14 protein-coding genes are annotated in these 13,837 nt (G+C 36.2%); 9 read left to right on the top strand and 5 right to left on the bottom strand.

From position 1 onward, the window contains the following. Window positions 1-3: 3 nt before the first annotated feature. The 5 genes from ppk1 to ACEN25_RS06250 form a co-directional block, all read right to left on the bottom strand. Window positions 4-2,055, bottom strand: coding sequence for a polyphosphate kinase 1 (ppk1, locus tag ACEN25_RS06270; RefSeq protein WP_441802171.1), 2,052 nt, complete (start codon window positions 2,053-2,055; stop codon window positions 4-6). A gap of 71 nt (window positions 2,056-2,126) precedes the next feature. Then, on the bottom strand, window positions 2,127-2,999 hold the full coding sequence (locus tag ACEN25_RS06265; protein WP_441802170.1) for a nucleoside phosphorylase: 873 nt from the start codon (window positions 2,997-2,999) through the stop codon (window positions 2,127-2,129). Beyond that, window positions 2,980-3,936, bottom strand: coding sequence for a DUF1835 domain-containing protein (locus ACEN25_RS06260; protein ID WP_441802169.1), 957 nt, complete (start codon window positions 3,934-3,936; stop codon window positions 2,980-2,982). Before ACEN25_RS06260 ends, ACEN25_RS06265 begins: the two co-directional genes overlap by 20 nt. Window positions 3,937-3,946: 10 nt before the next feature. Beyond that, window positions 3,947-4,279: a translation initiation factor gene (locus ACEN25_RS06255; RefSeq protein ID WP_441802168.1), complete on the bottom strand. Its 333-nt coding sequence runs from the start codon at window positions 4,277-4,279 to the stop codon at window positions 3,947-3,949. A gap of 3 nt (window positions 4,280-4,282) precedes the next feature. Further along, complete coding sequence (locus ACEN25_RS06250) at window positions 4,283-5,233, bottom strand: isopenicillin N synthase family dioxygenase (protein WP_441802167.1); 951 nt, start codon at window positions 5,231-5,233, stop codon at window positions 4,283-4,285. Between the two features lie 150 nt (window positions 5,234-5,383). On the opposite strand from ACEN25_RS06250, the gene ACEN25_RS06245 reads away from it, so the two are divergent. The 9 genes from ACEN25_RS06245 (at window position 5,384) to ACEN25_RS06205 (ending at window position 13,814) form a co-directional block, all read left to right on the top strand. Then, window positions 5,384-7,393: an alpha-ketoacid dehydrogenase subunit alpha/beta gene (locus ACEN25_RS06245; protein WP_441802166.1), complete on the top strand. Its 2,010-nt coding sequence runs from the start codon at window positions 5,384-5,386 to the stop codon at window positions 7,391-7,393. 144 nt (window positions 7,394-7,537) lie between these two features. Next, complete coding sequence (locus ACEN25_RS06240; RefSeq protein ID WP_081817355.1) at window positions 7,538-7,696, top strand: DUF1328 family protein; 159 nt, start codon at window positions 7,538-7,540, stop codon at window positions 7,694-7,696. Window positions 7,697-7,715: 19 nt separating this feature from the next. Then, on the top strand, window positions 7,716-8,201 hold the full coding sequence (locus ACEN25_RS06235) for a lipocalin family protein (protein ID WP_028376079.1): 486 nt from the start codon (window positions 7,716-7,718) through the stop codon (window positions 8,199-8,201). Between the two features lie 87 nt (window positions 8,202-8,288). Beyond that, window positions 8,289-8,993, top strand: coding sequence for an OmpA family protein (locus ACEN25_RS06230; protein ID WP_028376078.1), 705 nt, complete (start codon window positions 8,289-8,291; stop codon window positions 8,991-8,993). A gap of 109 nt (window positions 8,994-9,102) precedes the next feature. Then, a complete protein-coding gene (locus tag ACEN25_RS06225) occupies window positions 9,103-10,227 on the top strand; it encodes an NAD(P)/FAD-dependent oxidoreductase (protein ID WP_441802165.1) in 1,125 nt (374 codons plus the stop codon). Then, the gene (locus ACEN25_RS06220; RefSeq protein WP_441802164.1) at window positions 10,224-10,925 is read left to right on the top strand and encodes a methyltransferase domain-containing protein; all 702 of its coding nucleotides are present in this window, start codon (window positions 10,224-10,226) and stop codon (window positions 10,923-10,925) included. Before ACEN25_RS06225 ends, ACEN25_RS06220 begins: the two co-directional genes overlap by 4 nt. Further along, window positions 10,901-11,968, top strand: coding sequence for a type III polyketide synthase (locus ACEN25_RS06215; protein WP_441802163.1), 1,068 nt, complete (start codon window positions 10,901-10,903; stop codon window positions 11,966-11,968). The genes ACEN25_RS06220 and ACEN25_RS06215 overlap by 25 nt, the downstream gene beginning before the upstream one ends. After that, window positions 11,962-12,768: an SDR family oxidoreductase gene (locus tag ACEN25_RS06210; protein WP_441802162.1), complete on the top strand. Its 807-nt coding sequence runs from the start codon at window positions 11,962-11,964 to the stop codon at window positions 12,766-12,768. The genes ACEN25_RS06215 and ACEN25_RS06210 overlap by 7 nt, the downstream gene beginning before the upstream one ends. Before the next feature lie 29 nt (window positions 12,769-12,797). Continuing rightward, window positions 12,798-13,814, top strand: coding sequence for a threonine aldolase family protein (locus tag ACEN25_RS06205; RefSeq protein ID WP_441802161.1), 1,017 nt, complete (start codon window positions 12,798-12,800; stop codon window positions 13,812-13,814). Window positions 13,815-13,837 lie beyond the last annotated feature (23 nt).

Here is a 13,837-nt window from a genome sequence, read left to right as displayed (position 1 = left end):
TGCTTAGTTTTTATTTTTTAGGTAATCATAAATTGCATATTGAGAACGTATTTGAGGCTCACCTTCTACGCGCTCTACATATAGATTCTGCTCGTTAGCGTCCTGTATTCTCGCTTTACAATTATCATTTAACTGTAATGTAAAAATATCTTTTAATTCAGTAAATAATTCTTTATCGTAAATAGGGGTAAGTACTTCTATTCTTCGATCAAGGTTACGTGTCATCCAGTCTGCAGAGCCAATATACATTTGTTCATCACCATTATTGTGAAATAGATATATACGACCGTGCTCGAGATACCGGTCTATAATGGAAGTGATATAAATATTTTCACTTAAACCTTTTACTCCGGGAATTAAACTTGTAAATCCTCTTACGATAAGTCGTATCTGCACACCTGCCTGACTGGCCTTGTATAATAACTCTATCATATCTTTATCCTCAAGACTATTCATCTTAGCAGTTATTTTTGCAGTTTTTCCGGCTTGAGCTGCTTCAATTTCTGAATGAATTAATTTTTCAAAAGTGCGTCTTGTGGTAAATGGAGATATAAGTAAATGCTTATTCCTTGGGATTATTAATTTTCCTTCAAGAACTTCAAATACCCTACTTAACTCTTTAGTAATTTTATTGTTAGCGGTAAATAAACCGTGATCACAGTAAATCTTAGAAGTTTCACCATTAAAGTTTCCTGTGCCTATATAGGCATATCGTTTAGCATTATCATCTTCTGCTCTAATAACCATTAAAATTTTAGAATGCACTTTAATTCGCGGATAGCTATAAATTACTCGTGCTCCTTTTTCCTCAAATTTTCGACCCCAGGTAATGTTGTTTTCTTCGTCAAAACGTGCTTTTGCCTCTATAAATATGGTAACCTGTTTTCCGTTTTCAATAGCTTTAAGTAGAGATGTGGTAAGTACAGACTCATCTGCAACCCTATAAAGAGAGATTTTGATATGCGTAACTGCGTCGTCTGAGGCAGCCTGTTCTACAAAGCGTTCTACGTAACCAAAGCTCATGAATGGGAAATGAAGCAAATGATCTTTAGCACGTATAGCTTCAAAATAATCTGTAGCCTTTTCTAAAGCCTTTAGCTTAATTACAGGCTTTTTATCATAATGTAAATCAGCATTTTCAGTTGGATCTGGAAATTTAAAGAAGTCATTAAAATTATGATAACGACCTCCCGGCATCATATCTATTTTCCCCAGCTTCAAAAGTTTACGAAGTTTTTTAGCAATTGGTTTTGGCATACTCGAGTCGTAAAGCAGGCGTGTAGGTTGCCCTTCTTGTCGCTGTTCTAGAGATTTATAAATGCGTTCTGCCAGTATCCCTTCTAATTCATCATCTATATAAAGCTCTGCATCTCGTGAAAGCTTAATTTCAAAAACACCGTCTATTGATTCTGAATTAAATATTGATGTAATTTCATGTCTTATAATATCATCTAGAAAGGTAATGTAGTAGATACCTTTATGTTTGCCTAATTCAATAAAACGATCGTTAGTGTCTGTTGGAATTTTTACAAAACCTATTTTTTTAGAGTCTGAAAAAGTAACACAGAAATAGAGGTTTTGATTTTCAAGAAAAATCTCTTTGTCTTTAACAGGATCAAAGAGTATGGGTTTAATCGTATTCTTTAAATGGGATACATACCAGATATTTGCAACCTTTTTCTGAATAGGTGTGTAGTCTTCTGAAGCAATAAGAACAATATTATTTGCAGCAAGCTCCGGTTTAATCTCATCATTAAAAATAGAGCCAAAAACTTCTTGCTGTTCTTTAACCTTAGCAATTATCTCTTTAACTGTTTTGTTAGGTCTAAGTGCTAATTTTTTTCTGATACTTTTTTCAACACGTTTAATTTGCCGTAGTTGACTCACGCGTACTCTAAAGTATTCATCAAGATTTGAAGAATAAATAGCCAAAAACTTCATACGTTCAAACAGCGGATTAAAACGTTTATCCTGTGCTTCCTGTAATACGCGAGCATTAAAGCTGAGCCAGTTTAAATCTCTATGTTTTAAGTTGTCAGCTAGTTCTGAATCCATGTATTCGTTTATTTTTTTTCAAAAATACGAAAGGCTTCTGCTGTCTGAATTAAGCTTTTGTTAAAAGAAAATTATAGTACTGCTATACGTTCAAGGGCGCTGCTTATCATTGCTTCGATAGTATTAGTACCATTTTCACTAAAGGTACCCATAATACGATTTGCCATAATCGCATTAATAGAAATTGCCCGATGTCCTAATAGCGCACTTAATGCATAAATACCAGAAGTTTCCATCTCTAGATTTGCAATCGTTTCAGTTTTAAACTCAAAATTTTCAATTTTCGAATTGAGTTCTGAATCTACTAAAGCAAGTCTGAGCGTCCTACCTTGAGGACCGTAAAAGCCTATATTTGTAGCTGTAATTCCTTTAAAAATCTTAGGATTAGAAAAGTGATTAATCAAAGTTTTACTACCATTAACACAGTATGGTTTACTTTTTTCTGAACTCCATGAGGTATGCGTTACAAATGCATCTTCAATATCGCGATCTCTAAGATTAGCTGAATCATAGTAATGAATTAAACCGTCAAATCCCAAAGCTTTCTCGCTAATCAATATAGAATCTACAGGAATATGCTTTTGTATAGCTCCGCTGGTTCCCAGACGTATGATGTTTAAAGCGGTATGCTTCTCTTTTATTTGCCGCGTTTTAAGATCAATATTTACAAGAGCATCAAGTTCGTTTAGTACAATATCAATATTGTCTGTACCAATTCCTGTAGAGATAACGGTTATGCGCTTATCTTTAAAATAACCGGTTTGGGTTTTAAATTCTCGTTTATGCCTTGTAAGTTCTATGGAATCAAAAAATTGGGTCACCGTTTCTACACGATCAGGGTCTCCTACAGTGATGATCGTATCTGCTATTTCGCCGGGTAAAAGATTAAGATGGTATATGCTTCCGTCAGCATTAAGAATTAATTCAGAGTGTGGGAGTTGCATTCTCACTGTGTTTAATTAATTTATGATTTGCAGGGTCATAGCGATATTTATATTTAGCTGTACCGCCAAACTGCATATCATTTTTTAATACATTATAAAAGTCTTCTGAGCCTTGCAGAACTTGAAGCCCTTTTTCTGTCAGCATCAAAACACCATCTTTGAGCATAAAGAAGGGTCTTAAATTTTTGATCATACTTATGATTTGTGTATCGCCATACCCGTAATACCCTTGATAATTTAGCGCATAGCCACATAATTGATGTTCTGAAGTGATCTCGTGAAGGTCTATAAGTTTAATAATATTTGTCTCAAGTGTATTGAGTCCGGTATTGATATTTGGAAAGCGCTCTATGTGCGCGCGTATGCAGCTTGATAAATAGTTGAAATTTGATTTTTTACTTATTTCAGCTTTAAGTTCTATGGGTTTTTCATCACAATAGAGTTTCCAGATGTGGTGAGCTAGTTCTAAATCGTCAGGTGAAAGTTTTAACTTATTGTCATAATGCATAGCTAATTGCTCATCGTTTAACTCTGATAAGCCTTTAAGTTGAGCAAGACCTTTAACCCAACCGCTACACACCATATATATAGGAGCTGTTTTTTTATTTTGAATAAGGTAGCTTAATGCAGCAAGCATATTAACATGACAAAAAAGATCAAACTCAAACCAGAGTACAATTTTATCGTAATTATTTATTACGGCAAGTTTATTAAGTTCGCTAACAAACTTATTCTCATAATCTACATTATCAATATGATATTGCTTTTTTAGAAACTTTTTGCGTTGTTCTATAAACTCCTTAGAACCAACAATTACCGGCGTAGGGCCTTCACAAAGCATTTCGCGCCAAACGATAATATCTCCTTTAAGATTTAAATTTTCAAGACGTGAAGTAAGACTATCACCGTTTGTGATATGCAATATAGAATTTCCCATAGCTTAGCAATTAACCTCCTACCCGTTTTGTTTTAAAGCCTTTATCTTTTAAGAAAGACATTATTTTATCACGGTAATCCCCTTGAATTATTATTTTTTCTTTTTTAAAACTACCCCCTACACCCAGCATTGTTTTTAATTCTTTAGCTAAAATTTTGAAGTCACTATCTGCACCGGTGTAGCCTTCTATAATGGTAATAGGTTTTCCTTTACGTTTTTCATATTTACATAACAACGGGTCATCCTGCATCCAGATGCCGAGGTCATTTGCGTCATCGCTATCTGTTGAGGGTTCTGGTTTGTGATCGGGAAATAAGTTTTTTAATTGGTCAGAAAGATCCATAAATTATTTTTTAATCAATCCTATCTCAACCAGGCGCTGATGTAAAAATTCACCTGCAGTAATATCTTCAAAAGCTTTAGGGTGCTCCTCACTTATACATTCTTCTAAACAATTAAGAGGCATCTCACTACGCGGATGCATAAAGAATGGTATAGAATATCTTGGAGTATCCCATTGTTCTTTAGGCGGATTTATAACCCGGTGTATTGTAGATCTTAGCTTATTGTTAGTTAGTCGTTCTAACATATCACCTACATTAATTACAAGTTCATCCTCATTGGGTATAGCATCTATCCATGCTCCATCTTTACGTAGTACTTGCAATCCTCCTGCAGAAGCTCCCATTAACAGTGTTATTAGATTGATATCTCCGTGCGCACCTGCACGCACAGCTCCTTTTGGTTCCTCTGTAATAGGTGGATAATGTATGGGCCTCAAAATACTGTTACCATTTTTCGCCCAGTGGTCAAAATAAAACTCATCTAACTCAAGGTACAATGCAAGAGCTCGTAAAACATATATTCCGGTTTTTTCAAGCATTTTATAGGCTTGCATACCCGTTTCATTAAATGTTTTTAATTCTTTGACCTGTACATTTTCAGGATATTCTTCAATAAGATTAGCGTCTGCATCTGGTTCCTGGCCAAAATGCCAAAATTCCTTTAAATCACCTTCTTTTTTGCCTTTAGCGTGTTCTTTACCAAAAGAAATATAACCACGTTGACCACCTAAACCTTCTATCTCATAACCTTGCTTAGTTTCTTCCGGAAGATCAAAAAATGACTTTACATCATTATATAGGTCGTCTACTAACGCATCGTTTAAGAAATGGTTTTTAAGAGATACAAAGCCTATTTCTTCATAGGCCGTCCCTATTTCATTTACAAATTTTAACTTTCGTTCTTTGTCTTCACTAAGAAAGTCTGCTAAGTCTACACTCGGGATATTATTCATAACAAATTGTGATTCAATAAAAATTTGACTTTCAAATATAAGATTTTCGGGTTGCAAATATTTTAAACTAAACTTAAATAAATGGGCTTTGATTGATAATGTCAAAAAATAATCGGGATATTAATTACTTTTAGATAATCAAACTCAATTATGATATCTGACATTAATGCTTCCAAAATGTTGAATTTTAAACGTGGTTTATTAAATGATACTACACTTGTAAGTCTTTATAAATCAATAATTAAACCCAGGCTTATCGAAGAAAAGATGCTTGTCTTGTTACGACAGGGGAAAATTTCAAAATGGTTTAGCGGAATAGGGCAGGAGGCTATTGCTGTGGGAGTTACAGCTGCTTTAGATACTGATGAATATATTTTACCGATGCACCGTAATCTGGGTGTTTTTACGGGTAGAAATATTCCTTTAGATCGTTTGTTTAGTCAGTGGCAGGGTAAGGCTAATGGTTTTACAAAAGGACGGGATCGCAGTTTTCACTTTGGCACTCAAGAATACAAGATAATAGGTATGATCTCTCATCTGGGACCCCAATTAGGTGTTGCAGATGGTATTGCATTAGCACATAAATTACGTTCAGAACAGAAGGTGACTGCCGTTTTTACGGGTGAAGGAGGTACTAGTGAAGGAGATTTTCACGAAGCGCTTAATGTTGCTTCTGTCTGGGATTTACCAGTTCTATTTTGTATAGAAAATAATGGCTATGGCTTATCAACTCCCACAAGCGAGCAGTACAGATGTGAGCATCTGGCAGATCGCGCACTTGGTTATGGTATGGAGAGCCATATAATAGATGGTAACAATATTATAGAAGTTTACGATCGTATACGCAGTGTGGTTGCCTCAATGCGCACTAACCCAAGACCTGTTTTAATAGAGTTTAAAACCTTTAGAATGCGCGGGCACGAAGAAGCCAGTGGAATTAAATATGTCCCAGACGATTTACTAAAGCATTGGGCCGCTCTTGATCCTGTTGAGAATTTTAAATCGTTTTTGCTGGCGGAAAACATCATCTCTTTAAAAGATGATGCGGCATTTAGATCAGAGATAATGACTGAAATTGAACAGGCTCTTTCTAAAACTTTTGCTGAGGACGATATTAGTTCTTCGGAAGAAAATGAACTTAATGACGTTTATGCCCATTCAAATTATAAAGCTGTAATTCCTGAGAAAATAGAAACTGAGGCTATTCGGTTTATTGATGCAGTTACCCAAGCCTTAGATTTAAGCATGCAAAAGAATGAAAACCTTATTATAATGGGGCAGGACATTGCAGAATATGGTGGTGCATTTAAGGTTACTGAAGGTTTTGTTACTAAATACGGCAGAGAACGCGTACGCAATACACCCATTTGCGAATCTGCAATTGTTGAGGTAGCTATGGGTTTAGCTATTAATAATTTTAAGGCTGTTGTCGAGATGCAATTTGCAGATTTTGTAAGCAGTGGTTTTAACCCAATAGTTAATTATTTAGCTAAATCTCATTACAGATGGGGGCAGGCTGCAGATGTAGTTATACGTATGCCTTGTGGTGCAGGAGTAGGCGCAGGACCATTTCACAGTCAGACTAACGAAGCCTGGTTTACTCACACTCCCGGATTAAAAGTAGTGTATCCTGCATTTCCTTATGACACAAAGGGACTGCTTGCTTCATCTATAGAAGATCCTAATCCTGTGTTATTTTTTGAGCATAAAGCCCTTTATAGAACTATAAGACAAGATGTACCTACAGCTTATTATAATTTAGAACTGGGCAAAGCGGCCCTTGTAACTACCGGGCATCAGCTTACCCTGGTTGCTTATGGCGCTGCCATACACTGGGCACTTGAAGCTTTAGAAACAGAAAACGAGTGGTCTGTAGATTTAATAGACTTAAGAACACTTGTTCCCTTAGATTTTGACACGATTTCAGAGTCGGTTAAAAAAACAGGAAAGGTTTTATTAATTTCTGAAGATTCTTCATTTGGTACCTTGATGGCAGATATATCTGCAAAAATAGGAGAAGAGCTATTTGTTTATTTAGATGCCCCCGTAAAGCGTTTGAGTAGTTTAGATATGCCCATTCCTTTTGCAGCTGCACTTGAAGATTTATACCTTCCTAAAAATAGAATTACTTCAGCTATCGCAGAAATTATCGCTTTCTAATGTTAAAATTTTATTGATTTCTAAAATCTCATTTGTTTTTGTTAACTCATTTTAACAGCGTGTAGTTAAACACTATTAATAAATAAAACTACAATCTAAGCTAACACTACTTTTGAAGCATTACTAACCAAAAAATCAAAAATTATGTTACGTTGGACAGTTATCTTTATCGTTATTGCAATTATTGCAGCAATCTTCGGATTCGGTGGAATCGCATCTGGTGCTGAAAGCATTGCCAAAATTTTATTCTTCATTTTTATCGTATTATTCTTAATTAGTCTTTTATCAAGATTATTTAAATAATATAAACGCTTATTCAATTATGAAAAAAGTAATCACTTTAGTTTTAGTATGTCTGGTTCTGGCTTCTTGCGGTACTAGTAAAGTTGTAAAAGAGTCTAGAAAAACCTTAAAGGGTTATTGGAATCTTGATAATATAAATTATAACAATGCCACTGGTATTTATGATGTTACCTTATTTGGTGATGCATCCTCAGAATGCTTCGTAGGAAGTACATGGAGATTTATTCCTAATAATAACTTTGGTAACTACGAGATTAATGGTAGTAAATGTTCTGATGGTCAACGATATTTCGTTTGGAGTATTCCAGACCAGCAGGAAGGTTCAACATCTTATGATATCTTACTCAAACCTACAGATGCTAAAATGAAATCTACAATGAACAATGCTGGTTTTAGATTGAATATAAATTATTTATCAGAAAACCAACTTACATTTACGCAAACTGTACAGGTAGATGGGAAACCATTCACTATCGTGATGAATTTTTCTAAAATTTCTGAATAACAAAAATATTTAAATAATGCTTTCTCTATGAGTGCTTTAACTTATACTGAAAGCATTATTTTTATGCTAACTATTAATACTACAAATATGAAATCTATATTAAGAAATGTTTCTGTTTTAGCAATTGCTATTACAATGCTTACAGGCTGTGAAGCCACTAAAAATGCAAATAATCAACAAAAAGGTACTGCTATTGGAGCAGCCGGTGGTGCAATCATAGGCGCTGTAATCGGTAATAACGTAGGTACTAAAGGTGACGGTGGTGCATTAGGTGCCGTTATAGGTGGCGTTGTAGGTGGTGCTGCTGGTAATGTACTTGGAAAACGTATGGATAACCAGGCAAAACGTATTGAAGAAGAGATTCCTGGAGCCCAGGTAGAGCGTGTTGACGATGGTATTATCGTAAACTTTGATGAAAATAGTGGGGTTTATTTTGCAACTGCAAAGTATGATATCAATGCTGCTTCTCAACAAACTTTAAATGGTCTTTCTAAAGTAATGAAAGAATATCCACAAACTAATGTTCTCGTAGTAGGTCACACAGATAGTAGTGGTGCTGCAGATTACAATATGACATTGTCTAAAAACAGAGCTCAGGCAGTTACTAATTATTTAACTTCTCAAGGTATAAGTGCGGGTAGATTTACTACACAATGGTACGGTGAGGAGCAACCTAAATATGATAACAACACAGCAGAAGGACGTTCTAAAAACCGTCGTGTAACTTTAGCAATTGTTCCTAACCAGGAAATGGTGAACGAAGCTAAAAAAGAGGCTGGCGAAGGTCAATAAAAGAAATTGTTCTTACGTTTTTACGTAAGCTAAATATTAAAAACCTCATTGCGATTTTAAATTGCAATGAGGTTTTTTTATGAACTAGAATGAGTATCTTGATACTGCTTTGAAAAAACCGATTAAAATAGCCATCATAGGCGGTGGACTTGCGGGTCTGACAGCTGCTTTGCACCTTTGTAAAGCAGGTTTTCATATTCAACTTTTTGAGAAAGAAAGCTATCCCAGACATAAAGTTTGCGGTGAATATATCTCTAATGAGATTCTTCCATACTGGCATTCTTTAGGTATAGATCCCTTTAAATGGGGCGCTGTTGCCATATCAAAATTTGAATTTACAACAACTACCGGGCAGCCTATTCAAACTCAGCTTCCGCTAGGTGGTTTTGGAATTAGCAGGTATACGTTAGATTTTAATCTCGCTGCAGAAGTTAAAAAGGCAGGTGCAAAGATCGTTCATGCACAAGTAGAATCGGTTATTTTTAAAGAAGATTCTTTTGAATTACAGATGCTTTCGGGAGCAGTTTACCATGCAGATTTTGTTATAGGTTCATTTGGAAAACGTTCAAATTTAGATATTTCGCTTTCGCGGAATTTTATCAAAACCAAAACACCCTGGTTGGGAGTCAAGGCCCATTATCTAGCTCCGGTTACAGAGAACACGGTAAGTCTTCATAATTTTAAGGGAGGATACTGCGGAATTTCCAAGGTTGAAAATAACAAGGTGAATGTGTGTTACCTAACACATTTAGATGCATTTAAAGCATCAGGAAATCTTGAAGGTTTTCAAAAAAATGTTCTCGAGCAAAATCCTAGACTAAAATCCTTTTTTGCGAGTGCAGCGCCTGTATTTGATAAACCTTTGAGCATTAGTCAGATTTCTTTTCAATCTAAAAATACGGTAGAAGAACACGTGCTTATGTGTGGTGATAGTGCAGGACTTATTCATCCGCTTTGTGGTAACGGTATGGCAATGGCAATAACCGGAGCACAAATTTTAGCCACATGTATTCAAGAAATGGTAACATCAGATTGGAGCAGATCTCAATTAGAGCATACGTACACTACACGGTGGAACAAGGAATTCAATTCCAGATTAAAAACTGGTAGAATTTTACAGGGTTTATTACAAAATGAGACCGCTACACACTATGGTCTACAGGCGATGCGTAAATTTCCATTCTTAATGAAACAAATCATAAAATCAACCCACGGTAAACCGGCAAGCTTTTGAAAAGTAGAAAACTTACTCCAGAATTAATGGATGACCCGTCATTAGACGAGGTGACGCTTAAAGCTGCTTTAAAAGATGTGACTTTAGTAAATAAATGGCTCGGCGGTCAACAAATTACAATTGATGGGCTTAATTATTTTTTTAGAAAATTTCCGCAAGACTCTTATAATATTGTTGATTTAGGTTGTGGTGATGGGGAGATGTTACGCACAATAGCAAGGTATGCCCGCAAACAAAATGTAAAAGTAGAATTACTGGGTCTTGATTTAAATGAGAAAAGCATCAACCTCGCAAAAGAGAAATCTAAAGATTACTCTGAGATTAGTTTTAAAAAGCAAGATATATTGACACTAGATCGTACATCTTTTCAATGCGATATTGTTGTGTCGGTTTTAACGATGCATCACTTTACAAATGAAGAGATACTTGTATTTATGCAGCAGTTTTTAGCGCTTTCAAAACTGGGTGTTGTTATAAATGACTTGCAACGCAGTAAGATTGCTCATTTTTTATTTAAAGGCTTTAGCGGTGTATTTATGAAGACACATATTGCCCGTCATGATGGTTTAATCTCTATTGAGCGCGCATTTAAAAAGAACGAATTATTAATGTTTACAAATAAGCTTCCCGTGAGTTCATTTCAATTAAAATGGCGCTGGGCTTTTAGATATTTATGGATTTTAGAAAAACAGAAGTAAAAATAGCCGCTGTAGGAAAAGCGATCCCACAATATCATAGGGAAACTCAGGATATCATGCCACTTTTAGACATTTGGTTAGAAGGGCAGGAGGAGCGTTTTCGCCGTAAGGTAAAAAAGATATTTAGTAATGCTGCAGTAGATAAACGTTACAGTATAATGGCTCCTGAAGAAGTATTTACAGCATCTTCTTTTGAAGAAAAAAATGATATTTATGTTCGGGAGGTGATTAAGCTTGGGGAAACTGCCCTGACTGAGGCTTTAGAAAAAACTGGTTGGGATGCTCAAAGTCTCGACTACATTATTACGGTGAGCTGTACAGGCATTATGATACCCTCATTAGATGCATATTTAATTAATAAATTAAAGTTACGCCAGGATATCACCAGACTTCCGGTAACCGAAATGGGTTGCGCAGCCGGCATTTCTGGCATTTTGTACGCAACTGATTTTTTAAAGGCAAATCCGGGGAAACGCGCTGCAGTAATTGCGGTAGAGAGTCCTACGGCTACCTTTCAGCTTGATGATTATTCTATGGCAAATGTGGTGAGCGCAGCAATTTTTGGAGATGGTGGCGCTTGTGTTTTATTATCTTCAAAAGAAGAAGATGAGGGGCCTAAAATTAAAGCGACCGGTATGTATCATTTTTATGAAGCAGAACATATGATGGGCTTTAAACTTACTAATACCGGGCTTAAAATGATTTTAGATCAAAGCGTTCCTGAAACTATTGCAAGTCATTTCCCGGCAATTATAAATCCGTTTTTAGAAACTAATAATCTTACGATTGAACAAATTAATCATTTGATATTCCACCCCGGTGGAAAAAAAATAGTTCAGACAGTAGAAGGATTATTTGGCGAGATGGGTAAAAATATTGATGATACCAAAGAAGTTTTACGTTTGTATGGCAATATGAGTAGCGTAACAGTGTTGTATGTTTTAGAGCGCTTTTTAACTAGAAAAATTCCTGAAGGTGATTACGGCTTAATGCTTAGTTTTGGTCCGGGATTTTCTGCACAACGTATCTTATTAGAATGGTAAATTTTGAATTTAATGCAGCTCCGGGATCTAATTCCTGGGCTCTTATATTAGGCGGAAGTAGTGGTTTAGGTTTTGCATCGGCAAAAAAACTAGCACAGCACGGCCTTAACATCTGTATTGTACACAGAACCAGACGTAGTAAATTAGTAGAATTTGAGGCCGAATGTGATATCCTACGCGAAACTGGTGTTCAAGTTATAAGTTTTAATAAAGACGCCTTGCAGGAACAAACCAGAGCAGAACTCATTACTTTTTTTACTGAAAAGCAAGCGACACTAAAGCTACTATTACATAGTATTGCAAAAGGTAATTTGAAGCCAATTTATAGTGCAAATGCTTCCGCAGCGACTCTTAAGGGTAACGATTTTATGCTCACCGCAGAGGCAATGGCGGTGAGCTTATACGACTGGGCAAATGCTTTCGCGAAAGCAAGCCTCTTTGAAAAAAATGCGTCAATACTTACATTTACAAGTGAGGGAAGTACAAAACCGCTACCTAATTACGCCGCAGTCTCTATGGCTAAAGCGGCTTTAGAGGCTATTGTGCGCAGCCTGGCTTATGAATTTGCACCCTTACAAATCACAGCAAATTGCATACAGGCAGGTGTTACAAACACCGAAAGTTTACAATTAATTCCCGGAAGTGAAATTTTAATAGAACAAGCGCTTGCCCGCAATCCTCAAAAGCGATTAACAACCCCTGAAGATGTAGCCAATGTAGTTTACTTATTAATTAAACCAGAAGCAAACTGGATTAATGGAGCTGTAATTCCCGTAGACGGTGGTGAGCATCTTAGATAAACAGATTAGACAACCTAAATTAGAATACAATGAGAATAGATTTGCGTAGCGACACCTTAACTAAACCTTCGCAAGGTATGCTGGAGGCTATGATGCATGCAGAAGTAGGTGATGATGTATATAAAGAAGACCCTAGTGTAAATAAACTTGAAGCTCATATAGCAGAGCTTTTTGGGATGGATAGTGCCCTGTATTTCCCTACCGGAAGTATGACTAACCAGGCAGCGATTAAAATACATACGCAGCCGGGTGAACAGCTTATCGCAGATAAATATGCACATGTATACAATTATGAAGGCGGTGGTGTTTCTTTTAACAGTGGGGTATCGTGTAGATTACTAGATGGTCATAGAGGAATGATTACTGCAGATCAGGTTGAAGAAAGTATAAATCCGCCAGATTTTTATCATAGTCCGTTAACTTCACTCGTATGTCTTGAGAATACTACAAATAAGGGAGGTGGCGCCTGTTATGATTTTAGAGAAATACTAAAAATACGTAAGGTGTGTGACGACCATGGTTTAGGCCTGCATCTTGATGGAGCCCGTTTATGGAATGCCCTTGTCGTAACCGATGAGTCTCCTAAAGATTATGGTGCTGCGTTTGACACAATTTCTGTTTGTTTATCAAAAGGTCTGGGAGCACCTATGGGATCTGTTCTTGTAGGTAAACAAAAATATATGGACAAGGCGATGCGCGTGCGTAAAGTATTAGGAGGTGGTATGCGGCAGGTAGGTTTTGCAGCTGCTGCCGGTCTTTATGCTTTAGAGCATAATTGGCAACGTATGGATGAAGATCATAAAAAAGCTCAGGAGCTTTCTGTAGCATTAATGCAGCATCCAGATGTGGCTCACGTAGAGCCGGTAGAAACAAATATTTTGATTTTTAACTTAAAAGCAGAAGTTGACGAATTACAATTTATTGAAAAACTAAAAGCTGCCCAGATTTATATAAGTGCCTTAGGTAAAGGGAAATTACGCATCGTTACGCATTATGATTATACAACCGAGATGCACAAAAGGTTTATTGAATTTTTAAAAAAATAGAATTAATAACTTCAATCTTGCGA

Origin of the sequence: Leeuwenhoekiella sp. W20_SRS_FM14 (assembly GCF_052119605.1) — a bacterium.
In the GTDB taxonomy this organism is placed as follows: Bacteria; Bacteroidota; Bacteroidia; order Flavobacteriales; family Flavobacteriaceae; genus Leeuwenhoekiella.
The sequence above is the reverse complement of the archived record's forward strand: the minus strand, read 5'-3'. Positions and strand labels throughout refer to the sequence as shown.

What these genes read in the sequence shown, in the direction of transcription:
- ACEN25_RS06265 (WP_441802170.1), bottom strand. Translation starts at nt 2,999, where the DNA reads ATGCAACTCCCACACTCTGAATTAATTCTTAATGCTGACGGAAGCATA.
- ACEN25_RS06215 (WP_441802163.1), top strand. Translation starts at nt 10,901, where the DNA reads ATGGATTTTAGAAAAACAGAAGTAAAAATAGCCGCTGTAGGAAAAGCG.
- ACEN25_RS06210 (WP_441802162.1), top strand. Translation starts at nt 11,962, where the DNA reads ATGGTAAATTTTGAATTTAATGCAGCTCCGGGATCTAATTCCTGGGCT.
- ACEN25_RS06230 (WP_028376078.1), top strand. Translation starts at nt 8,289, where the DNA reads ATGAAATCTATATTAAGAAATGTTTCTGTTTTAGCAATTGCTATTACA.
- ACEN25_RS06240 (WP_081817355.1), top strand. Translation starts at nt 7,538, where the DNA reads ATGTTACGTTGGACAGTTATCTTTATCGTTATTGCAATTATTGCAGCA.
- ACEN25_RS06205 (WP_441802161.1), top strand. Translation starts at nt 12,798, where the DNA reads ATGAGAATAGATTTGCGTAGCGACACCTTAACTAAACCTTCGCAAGGT.
- ACEN25_RS06250 (WP_441802167.1), bottom strand. Translation starts at nt 5,233, where the DNA reads ATGAATAATATCCCGAGTGTAGACTTAGCAGACTTTCTTAGTGAAGAC.
- ppk1 (WP_441802171.1), bottom strand. Translation starts at nt 2,055, where the DNA reads ATGGATTCAGAACTAGCTGACAACTTAAAACATAGAGATTTAAACTGG.
- ACEN25_RS06255 (WP_441802168.1), bottom strand. Translation starts at nt 4,279, where the DNA reads ATGGATCTTTCTGACCAATTAAAAAACTTATTTCCCGATCACAAACCA.
- ACEN25_RS06245 (WP_441802166.1), top strand. Translation starts at nt 5,384, where the DNA reads ATGATATCTGACATTAATGCTTCCAAAATGTTGAATTTTAAACGTGGT.
- ACEN25_RS06260 (WP_441802169.1), bottom strand. Translation starts at nt 3,936, where the DNA reads ATGGGAAATTCTATATTGCATATCACAAACGGTGATAGTCTTACTTCA.
- ACEN25_RS06235 (WP_028376079.1), top strand. Translation starts at nt 7,716, where the DNA reads ATGAAAAAAGTAATCACTTTAGTTTTAGTATGTCTGGTTCTGGCTTCT.